Raw genomic sequence first — 22510 nt, forward strand, 5'->3', positions numbered from 1 at the left:
TTGGTGGAACCGCCCCCGAGGCGGCCCACCAGCGCAGTAGGATAGCTTTGTCGCGCGGCCCGGCCGGGCCCAGGCGGCAGGGCACGAGGGGGAAGACTTGTTGTTTGGACCGGACTAGCGGGGCACTGGACCGCCATTAGCCAAACACCAGTGAAGGAAACTTGATGAGCACTCCCGAAAATGTTCCCGTCTATCCGCCCGCCCACACCGTGGCTGACTTTACCGCCAACCTGGCTGCGGTTCGCGCCAAGATCGAGGCTGCCGCTTCCCGCGTTGGCCGCGACCCTAGTTCCGTTCGCCTCCTGCCTGTCTCCAAAACCGTTCCCGAGGAGCGCCTGCGTTTGGCGGTGGCGGCCGGGTGCCATCAGCTCGGGGAAAACAAGGTGCAGGAAGCCAAACGTAAGTGGCAGAACCTGACTGATCTGGAGATTTCCTGGGCGGTGATCGGCCACCTGCAGACCAACAAGGCTAAGGATGTGGCCGCTTTTGCCAACGAGTTTCAGGCGCTCGATTCCCTCCGCGTGGCGGAGGCGTTGGATCGCCGCCTGGACCGGTTGGGCAGAAGCCTGGATGTGTACGTACAGGTCAACACCTCGCAGGAACCGCAAAAGTACGGCTTGCCGCCGGAGGAAGTGCGCGCCTTCCTGCACCAGCTGAACCAGTTTGAGACCCTGCGGGTACAGGGACTGATGACGCTCGCACTGTTCACTTCCGATGGGGAGCGGGTGCGCGAGTGCTTCACCCTGCTGCGGAACCTGCGCGACCAGATTCGCGGCGAGGATCCGGCGCTGCTGGGCCCGGGCGAACTCTCGATGGGGATGTCCGGCGACTACGAGATTGCGGTTGAAGAGGGGGCCACCTGCGTTCGAGTTGGTCAGGCCATCTTTGGCTCCCGGGCGCTGCCGGACTCCTACTATTGGCCGGGGGAGACGAATGCCTGAGCAGTTCTACACCACGGATGCCGGGCAGGCGCAGCAGCTTGAGCTCGACGTTCGACTTCCGCAGGTGCTGGCTTTCGGCTCGCAGTTGCTCCACGGTTCGGTTGGGTTGAATGCGGCGCTGCCGATCTACTCAGCGGCCGGAATTAGGGCCAGCTCGGTCCCGACGATCCTGCTATCCAACCTTCCGCACTATCCGTCGGTGCAGACTCTGGCGGTCGCGCCAGAGTGGATCCGGGGGGCGTTGACAGACCTGGCGGCCACCGGCGCCTTGACCGACCTCAGTGCGGTCACTTCTGGCTACTTGGCGATCCCGGCCCAAGCCGAGGTGGTGGCGAACTGGTTGGAGCAAAGGCACGCCAGTTCCCAACCGTGGTTCGTCCTGGACCCCACTTTGGGCGACGCGGATGTGGGTTTCTACACCGATCCGGCAGTTGGTCCGGCTGTGCGCGAGTACCTGGTGCCCCGCGCCGACGTGATCACCCCGAACCTGTTTGAGCTGGCCCAACTAAGCGGGGCGGGGACACCGCCGGACGGACAGGACTTGTCAGCGCTGGTGGCAATGGCCCGCCAGCTGACTGACGCGGGTGCCAAGTCGGTGGTGGTAACGGGCGTGCCGCTGGATGCGGACCGGGTCCAAAACGTCGTCGTGACGGCTAGCGAGGTGCAGGTGAGCTCTTCGCCGCGCCTGACCACCGGCGCCAAGGGTCTGGGGGACGTCTTCACCGCCGGCTTGACGGCCGCCCTGGTTGCTGGAGCGGAACTACCCGAAGCGGTGATCCGCGGCGCCGCCCAGGTGAACCGGGCGATCGAGCAGCGCCGGCTCGGCTAAGGGCTGCTGGGCCGGCGAGCCGGAGCCTACTTCAGGCTTGATTCGCCGCGAAGCGCCCGGTCTACCATCAGCGCTGCCTGGGTCCGATTCGTGGTTCCGAGCCTGGTCATCACGGAGGATAGGTGCGTTTTGACCGTGGCCAAACTGACCATCAGCTGGTCGGCAATTTCCTGGTTGGTGTAGCCCTTTCCAACCAGGAGTGCGACTTCCAGCTCCCGGTCGGTGAGAGAGTCGAGCACGGGTGACGGCCCGGGTTTGGACGAGGCGGCCCCAACCTGGTTCACCTGGTTGAGGACGAACCGGGTGGCCCGGGGGGACAGTGACCCCTCACCCTGAGCGACCAGCCGGGCTGCCTGTACGATCTCGTCTGGGGGTGCATCCTTGGCGATAAACCCGTTGACACCGGCTGAGACCGCGTCCAAGATGGCGGCCTCGGTGTCGAAGGAAGTCATTGCCAGGATGCCGGGACGCTCGGATCGCCGTCGGAGGGCTCGAGTGGCCTCTATTCCGCTAATTCGGCTCATCCGCAGGTCCATCAGGACCACGTCGGGGTTGGTCCGGGCGACCACGTCCAGTACCTGGTCGCCGTCGTCGGCCTCACCCACGACCTCAACTCCACTGGCCCGAAGAATTGTTCCCAATAATTGTCTGACCAGGGCATCATCGTCGATGATTACCGCTGTCACGCTCTTGTCCACGGCAGCCACGCCCGGACCTCCCATCTGTTGTTGTTGGCTGCGGCTGATAGTCCGCCCCCGAGTGATTCTGCCCGTTCCCGCATCCCCAGCAGTCCGGTGCCCGTTCCCGGTGGGGTCCAGTCTTTCCAATTCGGATCGGCGTAGTCGGTGGGTGCCCTGGGTACAATCCAGTTGGAGACGGCAATGTCGACCCGGACTTCCGGCTGGACGGCAACCAGCACCCCGATGCCCGAACCACGGGCGTGCTTGAGGGCGTTGGTCAGTGCTTCCTGCACAATCCGATAGGTGGCCCGCGCCAGGGCCGGAGGCAGCTCATTCAAGCCGGGTGCCGCAATCTCTGCGTTTACCTTCACCCCGGTTTGCCTGGTCTGCTCGACCAAGGCCCGCAGGTCGGCAAATGTGGGGACCCCGCCCTGGTAGCCGTCCTGGGTCGAGTCGCGCAGGGATGAAATCAGCACCCGCATTTCGTCGGTGGCCCGATGGGCTTGCTCTCGAATGGCCCGGGCATTGGCGAGCACCTGCTCATCGGTTGAGGTCACCTCTAGCACCCCGGCGTGCAGAGATGCCAACGACAGGTGGTTGGCCACGGTGTCGTGCATTTCCCGCGCGATCAGCTCCCGTTCGTCCTGGCGGCTGAGTTCACCCCGCAGCTGGACCGCCTCGGCACTGACCTGGTTGGCAGCCAGCTGAGCCCCCGCGGCCAGTCCGGCCCACCGGCGTGCCCCGCCCACCGCGATCGAGACCAGCAAAATGGCTATGCCCCCGATCAGGTAGGTGGGCCCATCCAGAGCCACATCCCCGGGCTCAGTAATCCAAACGGAACCGTTGACGCCGTAGTGCCAGTCCCGCCAAAGGGGGAGGGAAATAGTCACGGTCGCCAGGACAATTGCCCAGATCCAAGTGTTTCGAGACCCGCGGGCCAAAACCCAGGGGAGGGCGACCGCCGGTGCCAGCGGTGAGAGCGGAAGCAGGACGGTGAGCGCCGAAGTCAGGAGGAAAACCGCGGTGGGGGCTGACCGGCGCCAGATTAGCAGGATTGCGCACGGGAGGGCCGCCAGGAACCCCAGGGTGTGCCAGAGAGTCACGCTGCTGGCGGAAGAAAAGTTGATCGGGAGCACCGCGAAGGCAATGCCAAAGAAACCCACCACGACGACGGCGGCTGCGGTCCCGAGTGCGGACAGCAGGCGGCGCCACCAGGGCAACTGGGCTGCCCGGGACGGGTTTTGCAGATCCGGAATCGACATGCCCCCACGATAGAAGAGAGCTCCGACAAGTCCTTCCTCCGTTCGGCCACTAGTTGGCCCCCGACCTCATCCTTTCGGCTCGAAACTCTGGCCTGATGGACGATCCCTCGAGAGTGGGGGAGTCGGTAGCGTCCTGGGTAGGGCCAGCACCCTGGCCAAACTGTTCCCATCAGAAAGGAATCCAAATGTCCTACAACCCGTACGGCCCCGACTCCAATCAGCCCCAGACCGGTCCGCTACCGCCCGCTCCTACGCCTCCCGGTGCCGTCCCGCCCGGGTCGGTTCCCCCTCCCGCGGGTGCGCCCACCTCCAAGCTTCCCCTGATTGCACTGATCGTGGCCATTGTTGGCACGGTGTTTGCCTGCATCCCCGGGATCCTGATTGTCGGGTGGATTCTGCTGCCGATCGCCTTCATCCTCGCGATCGTGGCCCTGGTCAAGCCCGGACCGAAGAAGCTGGCAGTCAGCGCCCTGGTGGTCTCAATTGTCGGCACCATTGCCGGCATCGGGGTTTTCGTCGGGGTGGTTGGGGGTGCCGTCGGCGACGCCCTGGAAGAGCTGGACCAAGCAACTGAGACCAGCGCACCCGCTCAGTCGGAACCGGCTGAACAGGCTGAATCTGACGGCGAGACTGAACCGGCAGATGAACCGGCAGAAGAGCCGGCCGGGGAAGAGGGAACCCGCGCCAACCCGCTCCCGCTCGGCACCGAGATTACTTCGAAGGACTGGCGCGTGACGATCAACTCGGTCACCGCCAATGCCAACGAGGAAGTTATGGCGGCGAATCAGTTCAACGACGAACCTGCCCCCGGGACGCAGTACCTGATGGTGAACCTGACCGCCACCTACCTGGGTGAGGATAAGGGACTTGACGGAGAGGTGTCAGTGGCCTTCGTCAATGCTGATGGCACGGTCTCCAATAGCTACGACGCGCCGGTGGTGGTGCCGGAGCCGATCTTTGGCGCAAATGAGCTGTACAAGGATGCCTCCAGCACTGGAAACGTGGTGATCCAGGTTCCTGAGGGGGCTGACGGGCTCCTTCGGGTCAGTCCTGGCTTCTTTGCGGACGAGGTGTTTGTCCAACTGTCCTAGGCTAGCCGGGCACACAGATGGCGGCCCCACCCCAAGCTCAGTCCGGTTGCGGCCGGGGAGGGGGTGGGGCCGACGCTGGTCAAAAGTGTGGAGCTGGGGAACTGCTGGTGCGGGCTAGGCCAGCCAGGCAAGAACCAGTCGAGCCAGACCGCCAACCGCACCTGCCCACAGCAGGGAGGCCATCGTGCCGACGGTGAATTTTTCCGAGGCGGCCGGGTTGCCCTTCAGCTGGTCGAAGCGCCCAAACCCCTTGATGGCAACGACCACCGCCACCAGGGCCACCTGCCCGGCCAGCAGGGAAGCGGTGGTGGCCAGCCGCTCCAGAATTCCGATCCACGTGCCCCCGCGCAGGACCTTTTCGGCCGGATGGTCTGAACGGGCCAGTTCGCCAGGGTCCGGAGTGGACCCGGCTGGGGGTTCGTTGGCGATCAGTCGAAACAGACCCGCCACCAGCAGATAGCCACCCCCGGCGCTGACCAGGAGGGCCACGGTGACGACCAGGATGGTCAACCAAGGGTTCACGGGGAGGTCCTCTCATCCGAGCTGGCCCGATTGGCCCGGTCCAGCAGGTCCACAATCAGGGGCTGGGCGTCCAACTCTAGCTGCCAGAGGGCAGTTTTCAACCGCTGGGAGATGGCCTGTTCTGAGATCCCCAGGGAGCGGGCGGCTCCCGCCTGGCTTCCACCGTGCCTCAGCATGGTGTCGACGGCTTCCCACCCGGGGTCGGTCCGTTTGACCCAGATCCCGGCTAAGAGAGACAGAACCGTCCGAGCCTCATGCACCTGTTTCGTGTCGGCCCCGACCACAGTGACGGAGGGGTAGAGGCCTTTGGCCCGCTCGACTGCCTCGCGGGCGGCGATAAAAGCCGGCCCTCGTCCTTCCCGCGAAGTTGGGGGCAGCGGACTCTCAATCGGGCCCACCCCCAGCCCAATAGACCAGCGGTTGGCTCGGCTCAATCGGGCCGCAGCCAGAAGGGCAATCGCTGGATCGGAGAGCACCCCTTGGATTTCATCGCCGATGGTCCGTTCAAAGGGCAGGACGGTGGGCAGGTCTTCCAGCACCGCCAGCGCGCCGGGGACGAGGTCAGGCCCGCGGCGCGATGCCCGCTGATCGGCAGTCAAAACAAACATGTTCCAAGGCTACAGACTTGATAATTGAAAATCAAGGCTTGGGGCTTGACAGATTGTCGGTTGTCCCCAGCTGAGCAAACGGGGAGAGAACCAATCGGTTCCCTCCCCGTCGGTGCCCAGCAGAGACTAGAAGAGCTCCACCTCGACCGCCACTTCAGTGCCGGGCTCGGCGGGCGGAATCGGCTGGCTCGGGTCCAGCTCCACCCCGTCAACCCGCAGCGACTTCACCCCGTGGCCCACCTGACCCTGGTTTTGCACCCGGATCTGATAGGTGGCTCCGCGCCACTGACGGGTGACGCTAAAGCCGGGCCAATCGTGGGGGATAGCCGGATCGATCGTCAGGCCGTCGAGGCCCGGGCGAATCCCCAGGATGTACTTGGTTACCGCCGTGTACATCCAACCTGCCGACCCGGTCAGCCAGGGGTTCTGCGCTAGCCCGAACCGCTCGTGGTCGCGCCCGTAGATGAACTGGACGTAGGCGTAGGGCTCGGCCCCGCGCACCTCAATGTTGTCGTTTTGCTGGTAGGGGCTGATCGCGTCGTAGAACGCGACCGCCTCGTCTCCGCGGCCCAGCAGCGCTTCGGCGATAATTGGCCAAGCGTTGGGGTGAGAGAAAATGGAGGCGTTCTCTTTGATCCCCGGATAGACCCGGGTGACAAATCCGACTGTGTCGTCAACTTTAGTAAACGCGGGCCAGTTCAGGTGGTTGCCGTAGCGGCTCCCCAATAGCTCGCGGACCGAGTTCATTGACTGTTCGCCGCGTTCTTGCGAGGTGATGCCGGCAATGACGGGCCAAGCCTGATGCTCCAGGAAGATCTTCCCCTCCTCATTGGCTTCTGAACCAATCTTGACGCCGTCGCGGGTGTAACCGCGGATCCACCAAGCCCCATCCCAGAGCTGCTCGTTAGCTACCCGTTCAATCCGGGCCAGCTCCGCCTCGTACTTGGCCACGTCCTCATCCCGGCCCAGTGCCCGAGCCAACTCAAGGAAAGACCGGGTCGCCCAGGCGTGTAGGAAGGTCACCAGGGCCGACTCGCCGCCACCCAGGTTTAGGCAGTCGTTCCAGTCGGCGCGCAGGCCCAGGGCCACCCCGTTCGGGCCGATCTGGGCGGAGGAGAAGTCCAAGGCGGCCTTCAGGTGTTCGTAAACGGTGGCCTCCGGACCGTCGGCAAAGGGAATCACCCGATCCAGGAAGCTGAAATCGCCCGTCTCTTTGACGAACTCGACCACGGAGGGAACCAGCCAGAGGTGATCGTCCGAGCAGGTGTCCTCCAACCCGTGGATCAGGTCCTCGGTCGAGGGAGTCGGCACCACCGTGGGGGAGGGCACGTCCGGGAGCGGGACCGCGTCCGGATCAAAGGCTTTCGGGTCGAACAGGTGCAGGCCGTAGCCGGAGGAAACCTGAGCGCGCAGGAGCTCCACCAGTCGCTGATGCGTCTTGGTCGGGTTGGAGTGAATCACGCTCATCACGTCCTGGGCCGTATCGCGGTAGCCCAGCCCATTGCGCCCACCCACCTCGACGAAAGAGGCAAAGCGGGACCACTGCACGCAGGTCTCCGCCTGCAGCAGAGTCCAGGTGTTGATCAGGGTGTTCATCCCCTCATTGGGGGTGTCAATCTGCAGCTTCGAGCGTTTGGCGGCCCAGTACTGGTTCAGGGCTTCCCACTCGGCATCGACGTTGGCCAGATCCGAGTACTTGGCCTGCATCGGGCGACCAGCTTCCTCGCGGGAACCGTAACCCAGCAGGTAGACGATCCGGGCGCTCTCACCGGGAGCCAACTCGACAGTGTGCTGCAGGGAGCCGCAGTGATTCTGGGTGGTGCCTGACTGGCACGACCCGGCCCCCCGCTCCACCGCCAGCGGGTTCGACTCGGTCCGGTAGGGGCCGATAAAGCTGTCCCGCAGGCTGTCCCAGGAGCTCGGCTCGCTCGAGGAGGTGAAGAAATGGTAGGTCCACGGCTCGTAGTAGAAGTCGTACTCGATAATGCCGTCTTCATAGCTGGAACCGGCGGAATAGAGCGACATCTGCAGGTTCTGATTGTCGATGGAAATCGTGTGGAAAGAGAACTCCACGTAGGCAGCCAGGTTCAGGTGCCGGGTCTGATCCGAGTCGTTCCGCACCCGCACGTCCCACACCTCGACGTCGTCAGACAGAGGAATGAAGACGGTCTGCTCGGCGTGAATGCCCCGGTAGTCGGCTTCATAGCGGGTGTAGCCCATCCCGTGGGCCGACCGGTAGGAAGCCACGTCGGGACCGTCGCCTTCGAAGGGTTTGCCCACCGGCTGCCAAGATACGGACCAGAAGTCGCCGTCCTCATTGTCGCGGACGTACAGGTAGTGCCCGGGCCGATCGAGCGGCACCCCGTTTTGCCGGAACCGGGTGATCCGACCGTACTCGGGGGACTTGTAGTAGGCGTAGCCGCCGCCGTTGTGGGAGAGGACGGCGGCAAAGTCCTTGGTTCCCAGATAGTTGGTCCAGGAGACGGGCACGTCCGGTCGGGTGATGACGTACTCGTGGTGGTCGTTGTCGAAATAGCCGTACTGCATTGTGCGTCCTTGTTTCGTAGTTTTGGGGGTTTCGTAGGTTTGGGGTTTCGTAGTATTTGAGGCTCGGGGGCGGTCCAGAGCAGGCGCCCGGCCCGAAGTGGGCCACAACCCGACCGGGACCGGGCGCTCTGAAATTGATCGGTTGCCGAGTTAGGCGGTGACGAAGCCGCGCAGCCACTCCAACAGTTCGGTGGCCTTCTCGGGGGTGTCAGCTTCGGCAGTTAGGCGCAGCAGCGGCTCGGTGCCCGAGAAGCGCAGCAGGGCCCAGTTGTCGTTTTCCAGGAAAATCTTGGTCCCGTCCAGGTGGCTGATCCGCTCCACGGCGTAGGGGCCAATCTTGGTCAGAGGCTCGTTGGCGAGGCGGCGCGGCACCTCGACCCGCATCTCCGGCGTGGCCGGCACGGAGTCCTCCACCGAGTAGAGGCGGCCGGTCAGCTGGTAGATGTCGGCCAGGAGCTCGGACATGCGCTTGCCGGTCCGGGCCAGCATTTCCGCCACCAGGGCGCAGGCGAAGATCCCGTCCTTGCCCAGGATCCAGCCGCGGATCGTCAGGCCACCGGAGGATTCCCCGCCAAGTAGGGCGTCAATCTCTTCCATCCCGGCGGTCACGTGCTTGAACCCGACTTTGCATTCGCGGGCCGGCTCGCCAAAGTGGTGGGCCAGTCGGTCCAGCAGGTGGGTGGTGGAGACGTTCCGGACCACGCCGCCGCGTTCCCCGCGGACCTCGTGCAGGTACCAGTAGACCAGCAGCAGCAGGTCGTTGGTGGTGACGTACTGCCCGTTCTCGTCGACAATGCCGATCCGGTCCGAGTCGCCGTCGGTGGCCATCCCCAGGTCGTACTTCCCTCCGCCTGCCCGGATCATGGTTTTGAGCGAGGTCAGTCGCTCCGAATCGGGGGCCGGGGCGATCCCGCCAAACAGCGGGTTGTGGGAGGCGTGAATGAACTCGGCTTGGACCCGCATGTCGGACAAGATTGTTCCCAGGGTCAGCTGCGAAGTCCCGTACATGGGGTCGACAATCACGCGCAGGTTGGAGCCTCGGACCGCTTCGACGTCGACAATCTCTTCGATGGCGTCGATGTAGGGGTCGGTCAGAGCCTCATCGGTCACCATCCCGGCCCGGCGAGCCAGGTCCAGATCCAGGGTGATCACGTCCTCGGGTCGCAGCGCGTTGGCCTCGTCCTGGTACCGGTCAGTCTCTGCGTCCAGCGGCAGCGAGCCGTCGGTGCGGAAAACTTTGACGCCGTTCCAGTTCGGGGGGTTGTGCGAGGAGGTGATGATGATCCCGTAGGCGGCCGACAGATAGGGAGCGGCAAACGTGACCAGTGGGGTCGGGACATCCTCAGGTAGCAGGCGGACCGGAATGTTGTTTCCGGCGAAGACTTCGGCCGCCGCTTCGGCCGACTCGCGGGATAGGAAGCGGCGGTCACCGCCGATAACCACGCCCTTCTGGTCGATGCCCTGGCGGGTAGCTTCGTTGGCGATGGCCTGGCAAAGTCGGCGCAGGTTGCCCAGGGTGTAGCCCTCGCCGATGATGGCGCGCCACCCGCCGGTGCCAAACTTGATGGTGGTGTCGGTGTCCTTCTTCGGCATGAACAGGCGCTTGAGGACAATGTCGGCTGCGCGCTGCAGCTCCGCGGGGGTGTTGATTCCCTGCACTTCGTCAGAGTCGTAAATCTGGTAGGTGATCACCTTTGAGTTGACGTCGAGGAAGCGGCGCGCAACCTCGGTCAGGCGGTGCTCGCCGTTTTTGGCCAACTGGTCGATCTTTTCCAGCAGTACTTCGGGTGCCGCCACGTAGGAACCGACGTTGATCTCGTGGAGGTTGACCTCTTCGCCCTGCAGGTCCTCCGGTTCGACAATGGCTTTGACCAGGTGGTCTTCGCCTCGCTCAATTCTCCCGTAGGGGAGGGGGTGGGGGACGACCGCGGTCAGAAGGGAGAAGTCGGCCTGGCGGAGGCGGTGCCGGTTCAGGAGCCCGCGCAGCGAACTGGGACGGAGCAGCGGGGTGTCGGCGTAGGTCACCAGCAGCTGGACGGTGTCGGCCGGGATGGCCTCCCGAGCTGCGGCGACCGCATTGCCGGTTCCGAGAGCTTCCGCCTGGGTCACGTAGGTCAGGTCCTCACCCAGCAGGGCGCGCAGGTGGTCGTCGTCGGGGCCAAGCACCACGATGATTCGGCTGGGGGGAACCACCGCGCGGACGTTTGCCAGGGCCAGTTGGGCCACGGTGGAGTCGGACAGCTCGGCGGCCAGTAGATCTTGAGATTGCCGGTCGGGACTGGCAGCCAACACCACGGCGGTAGTCGGGGGTTGGGTCCAGGTGGGGGCGGTAGAGTTAGCCACCAATCTTCTCCTCGGTGTGAAATTGGTTCGGGTCAGCCTGCGAGCAGACACTGTCATCCGGTCGGATGAAGACACCATCCACTTAGTTAGTAATCCTAACAAACCCGAGCCCAGGATGCCACCGGGTTTTGCCAGGCAATCGGTTCCTTCCACGTGCTCGCGCGGGCGGCCGGACTTATCCTGGGACCGCATCAACCATCCGACCATCCAACCATCCGACCAGGGAGAACCAGATGACCGCTGCCCTGTCCGTGCCAACCTGGCTGACCGTCGTGGCTGGCATCAGCCTGGCCCTGGCGTTGATTTGTGCCCTGGTGATCGCGATTGATGTTTGGCGCCGACCCCAACCGATGACCGTCATGAGCGTGGTCTGGCCGGTCACCGCACTGTTTGGCTCGGTACTTTGGCTGGCGGCCTACTGGCGGTGGGGCCGGGCCCCGCGCCCAAACCTGCATCCGGGCCCGCGCCCCGACCCGCACCCGGGCCCAACACCTCGGACAGCACCGAGCTCAGCCACAATGGGTGAGATGGGCGCCATGTCCATGACCCCGATGGACGCGAAAATGTCGATGGCTCCCGGATCCAAGCCAATGAACATGGGCTCCTCCCGACCCTTCCCGGTGTCGGTCTTCCTGGGCACCTGTCACTGCGGAGCGGGCTGCACGCTGGCGGACCTGGCCGTTGAATGGCTGCTGTTCGCGGTTCCCAGCCTGCTGGTGCTGGGTGGCTACCCGTGGCTGTTCTCGCACAACCTGTTTGCTCACTTCGTGCTCACCTTCGTGGCGGCCTACCTGGTGGGGATCACGTTCCAATACTGGGCCATCACCTCGATGAAACAACTTGGGCGCCGCCAAGCCTGGTGGGCGGCAATCAAGGCCGACACCCTGTCTCTGACCAGCTGGCAAGTCGGGATGTACCTGACGATGGCGCTCGGACAACTTTGGCTGTTCCCAGCCTGGTTCGGCGGTCCGGTGGCCGCCAACACCGCCCTGTTCTGGCTGCTGATGCAGGTAGCCATGCTGGTCGGGTTCGCCACCGCCTACCCGATGAACTGGTTCCTGATCCGCCGGGGAATCAAGGAGCAGATGTAAACCGGCTGCTGATATCCTCCGAGCAGCGACCAAACCTGAACCAAGGAGCTGATCCCGTGGATGCCTATTTTGCCGCCCAGATTGTGGCTGCCGAACGCCCGTTGCTTGCCGCCGGTGAGCCGCTGATGGCTCGCGCTGCCCGCGGGTTGGCCACCCAGATCGAGGCGGAGCTGGGCAAAAAAGGTGGCCCAATTTTGCTGGTGGTGGGGGCGGGAAACAACGGTGGTGACGCCCTCTACGCGGCGGCCGAACTGTCCAACTGGGGCCGCCTCGTCCAGGTGTTGCCGGTGGCGGGCCGAATCCACCAGGGCGGGCTCCAAGCCGCCCTCGACACCGGGGCCGAACTTTTGGCCGAGCCGGGGGCACCCGTGGCCGAGCTGGTGGCCGCGGTCGGGGAGTACGCGCCGCGAGCCTCGGTGGTGGTGGACGGAGTTTTGGGGACCGGCTCGGCCGGGCGGGCGGCCCTGCGGAACCCCGCGCGCGAGGTAGTGGCGGTGCTCAGTCAGCTCCGGTCGGCCGGACAGTTGGGTTTGGTGGTGGCCGTCGACCTGCCTTCGGGACTGGACTGCGACACCGGGGAGGTGCCGGATCCGGCGGTGCTGCCAGCGGACCTGACCGTCACTTTCGGGGCCTACAAGGTCGGTCAGCTGGTGGGTGAGGGTCCGCGCCTGTGCGGGCGCCTCCATCTGATCGACATTGGGCTCGGCCCACAGTTGAGCCAGCTGTCGCCCACCCAAGTCGGTTAGAGCGCCGAAGGTGGGCGCAGCTTGGTTTCACCGGTTGCACTAGGGTGAAGGCATGGAAACGCCGTCCTCGATCTCCCAGCGGTGGCTGTACCTGCTGGACGCCATCGTGTTTGCGCTCACGGTGGTGGCCGTGGTGCGAACCCCGCCAGCTCAGCGGCACCTGACCCTGATTTGGGCGCTTCTGTTTGGGGCCTGTTTCCTGATCTACGGACTGCGCGCCCACCCCCGACCGGGCCGCGCGGGTCTGCGGCCCACCCGAATCGAGTCCATCTTGTGGATGGGTTCGCTCAACCTGGCCTGGGCTCTGATGCTGCTGAACACCCCCAGCGCCGTCTGGGTGGCTTTCCCCCTGATGATTATTGAAATGCACGCGCTCGGCTCGTTCTACGGGGTCGGTGCCGTGGGGGTAACCCTCACCATCGCTGTGGTGCACGGGATGATGGGGCGTCCACCCGGCGACGACCAGGTGGGGTTGGTGTTGGGGCCGGTGATCGGCGCGTTGACCGCGGTCGGATTCGTCCTGGCCATTGAGATGGTTAGAAAAGAGTCGCAGGCGCGACAGCGGGCCCTGACCGAGTTGGCTTCGGCCCAGGCACTGTTGGCCGAGGCGGAAAAGGACCGGCTCCTCGCCGGGGAGCGCGAACGGTTGGCGCGGGAAATCCACGACACCGTCGCTCAGGGGCTGGCCGGAGTGGAGTTGCTGCTGCGCGGAATTGACAGCACCGGTCGCCAGTTGGATCCCGAGGTGGAGCAGCTGGTGGGCCGGGCGCGTCTGGTCACCCAGGAGAATCTGGCCGAGGTGCGCCGCGTGGTGCGTGCCCTCAGCCCGGGAGAGTTGGACAACTCGGACTTGGCGGCAGCGCTGGTGCGGGTGGGCGCCAAGAACTCCGACGAGCACCTGCAGGTCGAGGTTCGGATTGAGGGCCGGCGCCGCTCACTCGGGGTGCCGGTTGAGACCGGCTTGCTCCGAGTCGCCCAGTCGGCACTGGCTAACGTGGTGCAGCACGCGCATGCCTCCCAGGCGGCCGTCACCCTCACCTTTCTGCCCGGCGAGGTCCTTCTGGACATTGTCGACAATGGGGTGGGATTTGACCCCGAGCACCCGGCCACCTCGGGCGGGGGTTTTGGTCTGACCGCGATGGGCCGGCGGGTCGAGGAAATGGGCGGCACCCTGACGGTGGAGTCTGAGCCCGGGGGCGGCACCGCGTTGGGAGTCCGCCTCGAGACCGAGGCGGTGGAGCTGAGTTGACTGATCCCGGGGTGAAAGACAAAGCCTTGATCGACGTGGTGGTGGTCGACGATCATCCGGTGGTGCGGGCTGGACTGAGAGCCCTGGTGGAGGCCCAGCCGGACCTGGCGGTGGTGGCCGAACTGGCCACCGCGGAAGAGCTGCTCGAATGGGCCGAATCGAATCGGGCGGACGTGGTGCTGATGGACCTGCGGTTTGGGCCCGGGCGGATGAGCGGGTCCGAAGCCACCCGCGAACTGGTGGCCCGGCGTGGACCTGCGGTCCTGGTGGTGACCACCTACGGCACCGATGCGGACATTCTGGCTGCCATTGAGGCGGGGGCCACCGGCTACCTGTTGAAGGATGCCCCCACCGAAGACCTGGTGGCGGCCATTCGCCTGGCGGCGGCCGGGCGTCCGGTCTGGGGCTCATCCGTTCAAACTAGGCTGCGCCAACGGGATCTGTCGACGGTCGCCTCGCCCACCGAACGTGAACTGGAAGTGCTGGCCCTGCTGGCTTTGGGTCGGTCCAATGAGCAGATGGCCCGGGAACTGTTCGTCTCCCAAGCCACCGTCAAGACGCATCTGGTGCACCTGTATGCCAAACTGGGCGTCCAATCCCGGACCGCGGCGGTAGCTAAGGGGCGCGAGCTGGGTCTGGTGTAGCGCACCTCAAACTGCGAATCAACCATTCGGTTGACCTGCCGGTCCGCGCCGGCCCTGCTGCCTGACCAGAATGAAGGCAGAAGGGAGAATTATGCGAACCACATTCTTGGCTGCTGCCAGCTACACCCTCCTGGGTCTGATCTCAGGGTTGTTCTATCGGGAGTTGACCAGGCCCCGCGACTTTACCGGCTTCACCCAGCTCAGCGTGGTGCACACGCACCTGTTGACGCTCGGCACCCTGGTGATGCTGCTGCTCCTGGTCCTCCAGCGCAGCCTGCAGCTCAACACTGGCCGGCTCTACTGGTGGGGCTTTGGTGTCTACAACTTCGGGCTGATCCTGACCGCGGGCGCGCTCTGGGTCGGGGGGACCCAGACGGTCTTGGGGACCGAGCCGGGAGCCGCCCACGCCGGCATTGCGGGGCTGGGGCACATTGGACTGACCGTGGGTCTGCTGCTGCTATTCATCTGGATCGGCAAGGGCGTGTGGGCCCTGACTGCCCCCGCCCACGCACGCACCGAGGTGGCGTCGTGAGTCGCCACGCAGGCGGGTCGAGCGCACCGACCGCCGACAGCCCAACCACCCCTGCGGGTGGGTCTGAGAAGATCGTGGCCCCCAGTGGGCGCGAGTGGGCCACCCTCGGAATCCTGGCCACCGGGCTGGGGATGATTGTGCTGGACGGGACCATCGTGGGGGTGGCCCTGCCCGACATCATCAAAGACCTGAAGATGGACCTGACCGACGCCCAGTGGGTCAACAGTCTCTACGCGGTGCTGCTGGCGGCTCTGCTGCTTTCCAGCGGGAACCTGGCGGACCGCTGGGGTCGGCGCCGACTGTTCCAGACCGGCCTGATCATCTTCGTCGGCGGGTCCATGCTGGCCGCGGCGGGAGCCACCACCGGAACCCTGCTGGCGGCTCGGGCTGTCCAGGCGGTCGGGGCGGCGTGCATCATGCCCTCGACCCTGTCGACGGTTAACGCGATTTTCCGCGGCAAGTACCGGGCCGCTGCCTTTGGCGTTTGGGGCGCGGTTATCTCCGGGGCCGCCGCGATCGGCCCCCTGATCGGGGGAGCGCTCACCCAGTACGCCTCGTGGCGCTGGATTTTCTGGGTGAATGTGCCCATCGGTGTGATCCTCTTCGTCCTCACCTACCTGGTGGTGCCCGAGACCCGCGGGGTCACCAAGTCCGGAGCCGACCTGGTGGGGGTGGGCCTCAGCGCGGTTGGGCTGGGGGCGCTCGTGTTCTCCATCATTGAGGGGCCGACCCTGGGATGGTGGACCCCGATTGGTGAGCTGAAGCTGGCCGGTCTGACCTGGGGGAAAGACGCCCCCATCTCACCAATCCCCGTGACTCTGACCGTGGCGGTGATCGCCTTGGCCGGGTTCCTGCTCTGGGAACACCACCGGGGTAAAGTGGGCCGCCCCGCGGTCCTGGAGCTGGGCCTGTTCCGCCTGCCGACGTTCTCCTGGGGCAATCTCACGGCCGCGATGGTGGCCGTGGGCGAGTTCGCGATTCTGTTCGTTCTGCCCCTGTTCCTGGTGAACGCGCGCGGCTTTGACGTGATGGACTCCGGATTTGTCCTGGCGGGAATGGCCGCCGGCGCCTTCCTGTCGGGGGCGGCTGCGCGCCACCTCGCCGCCAAACTGGGCTCACCCGGCACCGTGATTCTGGGGCTGTCGCTCGAGGTGATTGGGATCGTCGTCCTGGCTCTGATCCTGACCCCGACCCTGAACGGGTGGATTATTGCCGCTCCGCTGGTGCTCTACGGTCTGGGCTTGGGGCTGGCTTCGGCCCAACTGACCGGCACAGTGCTGCAGGACGTTCCGGTTGAGGTGTCCGGGGAGGGATCTGCCACCCAGAGCACGGTCCGCCAGATCGGCTCGGCCTTTGGCACGGCCTTTGCTGGTGGAGCACTTTCCATCACCGTGGCCCTGGCAGTTCCGCGGGCACTGGAGAAAGTGGGAATCAGTTCGGAGAAGGCCAGCCAACTGGCTGACACCACCCGCCTGACCGGCGGGACCAACCTGACGCAGATGCGAGCCAAAGGCGCGGATTCGGCCACCCTGGAGGCCCTGGCCCACGGATTTACCGACGCCACCACCTGGGCTTTGCTGACCGGGGCAGTGTTCCTGGTGCTCGGCCTGATCGGGGCAATCAACCTGACGTTGGCGGCGCGTCGCCACTGAAATCGGATGGGCCCGGACCGGTAGTTTTGCCGGTTCGGGCCTTTTTTTGCCCGCAATCCCGGTTCGGCCAACCACACTTGTCGGAGCCCTCCCTTAGCCTGAAGCAGCACAGTCAGCTCAGGAAAGGACCAGCTCATGACTTACAACCCATCAACCGATCAGACCGACCCCGACTACCTACCTGGCACCCAGCCGCTGCCCACCACCGGTTCGCAGCTACCGGGGGAGCCAATGGGTGGGTCAGCCGAACACCTGGAACCGGATCCGGGCCCCGAGGTCGGCGCGCGAGCCCGCTCCGGCCGGGCAGTGGACCAGTTCCTGCAGGTGGGGGCCGTGGTGATTCTGGCTCTCTGCCTGGCGGCGGGGGCCTGGATTGCCTTCGGGTCGGTCGCCCAACCAAGTCTGGGGCCAATCCCGTACCAGCAGTTGAACCAGCATACGGCCATGCAGGCCTACGGGGGAGACGCCTATACGGGCATTCAAAACGCCGCGGCGGATACGGCCAACGCCGTCACTAACGGGGTCAACTCGCTCAACCAAACGCAGGTGGCTGCCGCTCGGGCCGCGGCCGACTATCAGGGCGAACTGCTGGCGGCGCAGTTCGCTCCGCTCCGGTACGGAGTCGCTGTGATAATTGTGGCCGCCGGCCTGATCAACCTTACGGTGACCTTGGCTTTCACCGGTCGGCGAGTTTAGTAATAAATCGGGTTTGAGGGGCTTTCAACCTGCCGCCAGCGGGACTTCCGCCCTATAATAAGTGAGTCGGATCACAGCAAACATGGAGGTAGAAATGGGCTTTGACGACCTGAAGAAGTCAGCTGAAGGCATGGTAGAGAAAGCTAAGGGTGTCTTTGAGGAGCACCGGGACGATCTGAAAGATGAGGAGAAGACGGATGCCCTCCTCGACCGGGCGGCTGGAGCCGCCAAAGGTCTGACCGGGGGCAAGTTTGACGAGAAGATCGACCAGGCCCGCGAGGCGGCCGATCGAAAACTCGGTGAAGAATAGCAGCTAAATGTGGGGCTGAGTGGCCCAAAGGAAAGTGGCCCTGGGATGATCTCCCAGGGCCACAATCTATCTTTGGACTAAGGGGGCACCGGGTATCACCCCGGCGCCCCGCTCAGCGTTAGCGGTCAGCTCGAACGCGCCGCACCACGGTGACACCACCGGCAGTGGCAGCAGCGGCCAGGATCAGCGCCCACATGATGTTGGCACCGGTCTTGGGCAGCTCGTCCTTCGGCTTATCCACTTCGGTGGAGGGTACGGCCGTCACCTGGAGGGAGGCGGTCGCAGTGCGCTCCAGATCAAAGGCGGTGACCAGGTAGGACCCGGCCTTGACCGTCTTCGGAATCGTCACCTTGACGGAGAAGGAGCCGTCCTCGCCAGCGGTGGCAGTCCCCAGTTCGTTCTCACCCAAGCTCAGCTTGATCTCGGTGCCCGGGAACCAATCCTTACCGTTGATGGTGACATCCTTGCCTGCCTGGACCTTGGTCGGATCCACGGTGATCGTGGGAGCCTCAACCTCAGAGCCAATCAGAACCGGAATCAGAACCTGAGTCCCGGTGGGATCCGCCAACGCACTGAACATGGCCGGCCCGTTGATGCCGTCGGGCACAGTCAGGGTCAAGGTGGCAGCCCCGTCGGTCACCGGCACGCTTTCGCCTCCGGCGCGGAAAACGGCCGGCTGGAAGTCGGCGCTCACCGAAGTGTTCGCCGGCGCCCCGACAGCGGGGATATCCATCCGTGACAGGTTCACGGTCAGTTCTTCCCCAGCCATCAGTTGCTGTCCAGCCGCCAGGCCCTCAACCTGCACGCCTGCGCGAGCAAAGTCGGGGGTGATCGGGCTGCTGGTCTCCAGGTAGTTCAGCCAGGCCTCCCAGTCGAGCAAACCGGTTTCCAGGACACTGGAGTCGGCGAAGGTGTGGAAGTTATCCCCACCGGCAGACAGGAACGAGAACGTTCCGATCCGGTACTCGGCGGCCGGGTCAATCGGCAGACCGTTGATGGTCACCGAGTTGACGATTCCCTTGGTGTGGCCCGGGTTGGCCGGATCGTCAACCTCCGTGTAGGTGTAGGTGACGTTGTCGGACAGCCCGAGTTGCAGGTAGTCCCGCGAGGGAACTTCGCCGTCGGCGGTGCGCTGCCACTGTTCTTCCAGAATCTGGATGAACTGCTGACCGGTCACGGTTGCGATGGTCAGCTCGTTGTTGAACGGCAGGACCGCGCGGGCCTGGGCCACGGTGATGTTTCCATCTTCATCCGGGACCAGGTCGGTGCGCAGACCACCCGGGTTCAGCACCCCGATGTCGGGGGGAGTGGGCAGCGAGGACATAGAGTCCCGCAGCATGTTGCCAACCAGGGTGGCCAGCGGGGAAGCTTCTCCGCGGTCCTCCTTGGAGGCCTCAGTCTTCTGGAAGACTCCGTCGACGTAGACGCCGTCGGTGTAGGCGCGGGTGATGGGCGCGGTCAGCGTGCCCGTGGGGGCATCCCCAACTTCCCGAGCGTTTTGCATGGCCGCCAGGATGATCTGGTAGGCCGCTTCTACAGTCGGGTTCTCCCGCATTTCCTCCATGGTTCCACCGGCAGCGACCGGTACCAGTCGCTCCGTGTGAGCCACCACGTCGCCGGTTTCCTGGTCGACGGTCAGAATCACCTGGCCGACGTTCACGCCGTAGGAGCCGGTGGAGACGACCGGACGGGTCTTCCCCTCGACTCCGGGCACCGGGCCCTCCCAGGCGTAGGCCTGGTGAGTGTGACCGGTAAAGATGGCGTCCACATCAGCGGAGGTGTCGTTGACCAGCGAGGCGAAGACAGGTGAGTTAGCCACCTGCTCCTCCAGGGTCGAAGCGTTGGCACCCTGGGGGGCGCCCTCGTGGTACTCGGCCACAATCAGGTCGGGTCGCTCGTCCTCGGGCAGAGCCATCAGCTCGGCCGCCACGCGGTTGACCGCCTCGACCGGGTCCCCAAAGTCAACGTCCGCCACGTTCTGCGGGTTGACCAGGGTCGGGGTCTCTTCGGTGACCGCCCCAATGACTGCTACGCGCAGGCCGGCTGCGTCGAGCATGGCGTACTCGGGCAGAGCCGGCGTGTCGGTCCCCTTCAGGTAGACGTTGGCCCCGAGGAGGGGAGCGTCGAACTCATCCTGCAGGCGATCACGCAGATCCTGCCAGCCCGCGTCGAACTCGTGGTTGCCCACGGCGCTGGCGGCCAGGCCCAGGGTGTTCAGCAGGTCGATGGTCGGCTGATCCTGCTCAATGGAGGAGGGGAACAGCGAGGCGCCGACGTTGTCACCGGCGGAGAGGAACAGCGTGTTTGAGCTGCCGTACTGCTCGCGCAGGTCCTCAATCGTCCAGGCGAAGTTGACCGTCGGTGAAGCGGTGAGCGCATCGCCTTCCGGGTTCAGGGTGCCGTCGATCCGGCCGTGGAAGTCGTTGATGTTCAACAGGTTGACGTCAACGGTTCCCGCGTCGTCAGCATCGAAGCCGACGACGGCCGGGTCATGGTCCGAAGACCGGTACGGCTCACCCAGGGTGTCTTGCACGAAGTCACCCGGAGTGGCATCGAGTCGGTTGAAGTCCAACGCGATGGACTCGGGCGAGTTGATGTTCCAAATCGCGTGGCCGGTGGTCCGGGCCGCGGCCGAAGACGAGATCAGCACGTGGTCCAGCGAACCGTTCAGGCCGGAGTAGTTGTAAGAAGAGTTCTCCGGCATCCCGTCGGTCACGTTCAGGTTCTGGTAGCCAGCGGCGTACAGCGCCAGCATCGGATCCTCGAAGGTGTAGGAGTTGAAATCGCCCACCAGGACGACGTCTTCCACTACTTTTCCAGTCAGCGTCTCCAGTTCCGGCAGCGCGTCCTGGTCAATCCAGTTCGCCAGCGCGTTCGCCTGAGCGGTGCGGGAGGCATTCCAGCCGCCCTGACCGTTGTCGGCTTCGTCGCCCGAGCCAGGAGAGCTCTTGGACTTGAAGTGGTTGGCCACCAGGAAGAACGGGCGACCGCCATCGGCGGGCTCAAAAGCCTGACCGAAGGGAGCGCGAGCGTTCGAGAATGCCTCACCCGGATCGGACTGGTCGCCCAGGATCAGGTTCGGGCCAATGGGGGTGACATCCTCGGGCTGGTAGATGATGCCCGGGTACATCACGTCCTGCTGGTCATAGGCTTCGCTCTGATCCAGGTTCGGGGTGATGAAATCCCACTTTTCGTAGCCGGCGGCGTCATTGAGGGCGTCCACCAGATACTGGGCAGAGGCACCCGCCTTCGACTCGTCCCCGAAAGAGAGCTTGTAGGAGTTCTCGAGCTCCATCACGCCGAGGGCCGAGGCATCCAACGTGTTGATCGCGCTGACCAGCTTGCTGGTCTGGTTGGCCAGGTTGGCTGCATCCCAAGCCCCGCGCGGTCCGGCGGTGGTGTGGCCGTCAACAGTTGCGTCCGGGCACCGGTTGACGGAGATCGGCACGTTGTTCCGGTCCTTGTACGAGGTGCAGGTTGCGGCCCAGCTATCACCGGTGGTGGGGAAGTAGTTCTCCAGGTTGAACCCGCCAACTACCAGGTCGGCGTCGCCGAGCGAAGCCTTGGTCGGGGCGGCCGGACGGGTATAGGTGAAGTCCGCCGGCAGTTCACCGATGACGGCCTCCGCGCTAGTCTCGATCTGCTCGGTCGGGTTCAGGGTCCAGACGCCGTTGCGGAAATCAACCACCAGCGGATCCTTGAACTGGACGTTGGCTCCAACCGCAGTGGCGCCCTCGGCCGAGACGTAGGGCGGAACCAGGTTCTTGCCCGCACCGTTGGCAAACTTGGTGGTGGAGCCGTCATCCAGCACGAAAGACTTCGCGTAGTTGGTGCTCACCTGCTGGTCGTAACCGGCAGTGCCGTAGGGCGCCACGTCAGTTGGCTGCAGCAGCGGGGCGCCGGTCGCAGAGATGGTCAGGCTGCCGTACTGGTTGGCGTCGTAATTGTTGGTGACGGCAAAGTCGCCCTCGGGCAGGTACAGCATCGACTCGATGGCGTCGCGCTCGGCCATTGTCTCCGGCCAGGGGCAGCTGATCGGCTCGGCCGGATCAATTCCGGTCGTGTCAGCCTGAACCGACACTGCGTCGGCCGAGGTCAGCGAGATCTGGAACAGGCCGTCCTCGTCGCCCTGGGCGCCGTAGGAAGAGGTGTTCCCGGTGACCTGGACGTACTCCCCGACGCTCGGGTAGGTGATGGCATTGTTGCCCGCATAGATAAAGATTGCGTCCGAGGTGCCCTCGAGGTCACAGGTGCCGCCGGTGCCCGGGGACTGAATGACAAAACCCTTCAATCCGCCGGTGGGATAGGTGGCGGTCACCCAACCTTCGGTGGTGACGTCGCTCTGACCAACGCCGAGTTCGCGGATCGACTCAATGGATGGAAACGGGTCCCCGGTGGAGCGCGGGGTGGGCACCAACTGGGTGGTGGGGGTGTCTTCTGGATCGCTCTGCGGGCCCTCGGCAGGGTCGCCCGACTGCGGGAGGTCCAGAAGGTTTTCGGCAATAGGTGGGTTGGGATTTGGCTCGTTTTGTCCTTCGGCAGCTAGCACCGGGGAGGCAAGAGTTAGGGAAGTCCCTACCAATGCCAACGTAGCTAGTGTCGAAGGCCAGCGCGAAGTAGTTCGCATTGTCTCTCCTTCGAGGCTGGGGCCCAGGGCCCCTCAACCGTTGATGGCACAGTTTCAGCTGGTGGCTAAAACTGCGTCTAAAAATGCTAGCTCTCGGCCATTGATTATGCAAGATATCGGTAATAATCAGCGGCGGCTGG

At 64.7% G+C, this 22510-nt stretch carries 18 protein-coding genes; 11 read left to right on the plus strand and 7 right to left on the minus strand.

Annotation, left to right across the window (positions count from 1 at the left end; translation table 11 throughout):
- Window positions 1-164: 164 nt before the first annotated feature.
- Together SAC06_RS04355 and SAC06_RS04360 are read left to right on the plus strand one after the other, a co-directional pair.
- Window positions 165-941, plus strand: coding sequence for a YggS family pyridoxal phosphate-dependent enzyme (locus tag SAC06_RS04355; RefSeq protein WP_350258987.1), 777 nt, complete (start codon window positions 165-167; stop codon window positions 939-941).
- Entirely contained in the window at window positions 934-1770 is an 837-nt protein-coding gene (locus tag SAC06_RS04360) for a PfkB family carbohydrate kinase (RefSeq protein ID WP_350258988.1), read from the plus strand. The genes SAC06_RS04355 and SAC06_RS04360 overlap by 8 nt, the downstream gene beginning before the upstream one ends.
- Before the next feature lie 26 nt (window positions 1771-1796).
- Here the strand turns inward: SAC06_RS04360 and SAC06_RS04365 are convergent, their stop codons facing one another.
- Together SAC06_RS04365 and SAC06_RS04370 are read right to left on the minus strand one after the other, a co-directional pair.
- The gene (locus tag SAC06_RS04365) at window positions 1797-2477 is read right to left on the minus strand and encodes a response regulator transcription factor (protein ID WP_350258989.1); all 681 of its coding nucleotides are present in this window, start codon (window positions 2475-2477) and stop codon (window positions 1797-1799) included.
- Window positions 2453-3712 (minus strand): sensor histidine kinase, encoded by a 1260-nt coding sequence (locus tag SAC06_RS04370; RefSeq protein WP_350258990.1) that lies wholly within the window; start codon window positions 3710-3712, stop codon window positions 2453-2455. The genes SAC06_RS04365 and SAC06_RS04370 overlap by 25 nt, the downstream gene beginning before the upstream one ends.
- A gap of 185 nt (window positions 3713-3897) precedes the next feature.
- Here SAC06_RS04370 and SAC06_RS04375 point away from each other — a divergent pair, with 185 nt between their 5' ends.
- Window positions 3898-4803: a hypothetical protein gene (locus SAC06_RS04375; protein ID WP_350258991.1), complete on the plus strand. Its 906-nt coding sequence runs from the start codon at window positions 3898-3900 to the stop codon at window positions 4801-4803.
- 114 nt (window positions 4804-4917) lie between these two features.
- Here SAC06_RS04375 and SAC06_RS04380 read toward each other — a convergent pair whose 3' ends face one another.
- The 4 genes from SAC06_RS04380 to SAC06_RS04395 form a co-directional block, all read right to left on the minus strand.
- On the minus strand, window positions 4918-5325 hold the full coding sequence (locus tag SAC06_RS04380; RefSeq protein ID WP_350258992.1) for a hypothetical protein: 408 nt from the start codon (window positions 5323-5325) through the stop codon (window positions 4918-4920).
- Window positions 5322-5933, minus strand: a complete 612-nt coding sequence (locus SAC06_RS04385; protein ID WP_350258993.1) for a hypothetical protein — start codon at window positions 5931-5933, stop codon at window positions 5322-5324. The genes SAC06_RS04380 and SAC06_RS04385 overlap by 4 nt, the downstream gene beginning before the upstream one ends.
- Window positions 5934-6059: 126 nt before the next feature.
- Window positions 6060-8480 carry a GH36-type glycosyl hydrolase domain-containing protein gene (locus SAC06_RS04390; protein ID WP_350258994.1) on the minus strand — a complete coding sequence of 807 codons (2421 nt, stop codon included), beginning with the start codon at window positions 8478-8480 and terminating at the stop codon, window positions 6060-6062.
- Between the two features lie 150 nt (window positions 8481-8630).
- Window positions 8631-10823, minus strand: a complete 2193-nt coding sequence (locus tag SAC06_RS04395) for an NTP transferase domain-containing protein (RefSeq protein WP_350258995.1) — start codon at window positions 10821-10823, stop codon at window positions 8631-8633.
- A 233-nt stretch (window positions 10824-11056) separates the two neighbouring features.
- Here SAC06_RS04395 and SAC06_RS04400 point away from each other — a divergent pair, with 233 nt between their 5' ends.
- From SAC06_RS04400 to SAC06_RS04435, 8 genes are all read left to right on the plus strand, one after another.
- Window positions 11057-11914 (plus strand): DUF4396 domain-containing protein, encoded by an 858-nt coding sequence (locus SAC06_RS04400; protein WP_350258996.1) that lies wholly within the window; start codon window positions 11057-11059, stop codon window positions 11912-11914.
- A gap of 56 nt (window positions 11915-11970) precedes the next feature.
- On the plus strand, window positions 11971-12660 hold the full coding sequence (locus tag SAC06_RS04405; protein WP_350258997.1) for an NAD(P)H-hydrate epimerase: 690 nt from the start codon (window positions 11971-11973) through the stop codon (window positions 12658-12660).
- 52 nt (window positions 12661-12712) lie between these two features.
- A complete protein-coding gene (locus tag SAC06_RS04410; protein ID WP_350258998.1) occupies window positions 12713-13909 on the plus strand; it encodes a sensor histidine kinase in 1197 nt (398 codons plus the stop codon).
- An 11-nt stretch (window positions 13910-13920) separates the two neighbouring features.
- Window positions 13921-14553 carry a response regulator transcription factor gene (locus SAC06_RS04415; RefSeq protein ID WP_350258999.1) on the plus strand — a complete coding sequence of 211 codons (633 nt, stop codon included), beginning with the start codon at window positions 13921-13923 and terminating at the stop codon, window positions 14551-14553.
- A 91-nt stretch (window positions 14554-14644) separates the two neighbouring features.
- The gene (locus tag SAC06_RS04420; protein ID WP_350259000.1) at window positions 14645-15085 is read left to right on the plus strand and encodes a DUF2871 family protein; all 441 of its coding nucleotides are present in this window, start codon (window positions 14645-14647) and stop codon (window positions 15083-15085) included.
- Complete coding sequence (locus SAC06_RS04425; RefSeq protein ID WP_350259001.1) at window positions 15082-16737, plus strand: MFS transporter; 1656 nt, start codon at window positions 15082-15084, stop codon at window positions 16735-16737. Before SAC06_RS04420 ends, SAC06_RS04425 begins: the two co-directional genes overlap by 4 nt.
- 135 nt (window positions 16738-16872) lie before the next feature.
- A complete protein-coding gene (locus SAC06_RS04430) occupies window positions 16873-17433 on the plus strand; it encodes a hypothetical protein (protein ID WP_350259002.1) in 561 nt (186 codons plus the stop codon).
- Window positions 17434-17527: 94 nt separating this feature from the next.
- Window positions 17528-17743, plus strand: a complete 216-nt coding sequence (locus SAC06_RS04435; protein WP_350259003.1) for an antitoxin — start codon at window positions 17528-17530, stop codon at window positions 17741-17743.
- A gap of 118 nt (window positions 17744-17861) precedes the next feature.
- Here SAC06_RS04435 and SAC06_RS04440 read toward each other — a convergent pair whose 3' ends face one another.
- Complete coding sequence (locus SAC06_RS04440; protein WP_350259004.1) at window positions 17862-22292, minus strand: ExeM/NucH family extracellular endonuclease; 4431 nt, start codon at window positions 22290-22292, stop codon at window positions 17862-17864.
- Between the last annotated feature and the right edge of the window lie 218 nt (window positions 22293-22510).

It is taken from the genome of Scrofimicrobium sp. R131 (genome assembly GCF_040256745.1).
In the GTDB taxonomy this organism is placed as follows: Bacteria; Actinomycetota; Actinomycetes; order Actinomycetales; family Actinomycetaceae; genus Scrofimicrobium; species Scrofimicrobium appendicitidis.

What these genes read in the sequence shown, in the direction of transcription:
- SAC06_RS04355 (WP_350258987.1), top strand. Translation starts at nt 165, where the DNA reads ATGAGCACTCCCGAAAATGTTCCCGTCTATCCGCCCGCCCACACCGTG.
- SAC06_RS04360 (WP_350258988.1), top strand. Translation starts at nt 934, where the DNA reads ATGCCTGAGCAGTTCTACACCACGGATGCCGGGCAGGCGCAGCAGCTT.
- SAC06_RS04370 (WP_350258990.1), bottom strand. Translation starts at nt 3,712, where the DNA reads ATGTCGATTCCGGATCTGCAAAACCCGTCCCGGGCAGCCCAGTTGCCC.
- SAC06_RS04375 (WP_350258991.1), top strand. Translation starts at nt 3,898, where the DNA reads ATGTCCTACAACCCGTACGGCCCCGACTCCAATCAGCCCCAGACCGGT.
- SAC06_RS04385 (WP_350258993.1), bottom strand. Translation starts at nt 5,933, where the DNA reads ATGTTTGTTTTGACTGCCGATCAGCGGGCATCGCGCCGCGGGCCTGAC.
- SAC06_RS04390 (WP_350258994.1), bottom strand. Translation starts at nt 8,480, where the DNA reads ATGCAGTACGGCTATTTCGACAACGACCACCACGAGTACGTCATCACC.
- SAC06_RS04400 (WP_350258996.1), top strand. Translation starts at nt 11,057, where the DNA reads ATGACCGCTGCCCTGTCCGTGCCAACCTGGCTGACCGTCGTGGCTGGC.
- SAC06_RS04410 (WP_350258998.1), top strand. Translation starts at nt 12,713, where the DNA reads ATGGAAACGCCGTCCTCGATCTCCCAGCGGTGGCTGTACCTGCTGGAC.
- SAC06_RS04420 (WP_350259000.1), top strand. Translation starts at nt 14,645, where the DNA reads ATGCGAACCACATTCTTGGCTGCTGCCAGCTACACCCTCCTGGGTCTG.
- SAC06_RS04430 (WP_350259002.1), top strand. Translation starts at nt 16,873, where the DNA reads ATGACTTACAACCCATCAACCGATCAGACCGACCCCGACTACCTACCT.
- SAC06_RS04435 (WP_350259003.1), top strand. Translation starts at nt 17,528, where the DNA reads ATGGGCTTTGACGACCTGAAGAAGTCAGCTGAAGGCATGGTAGAGAAA.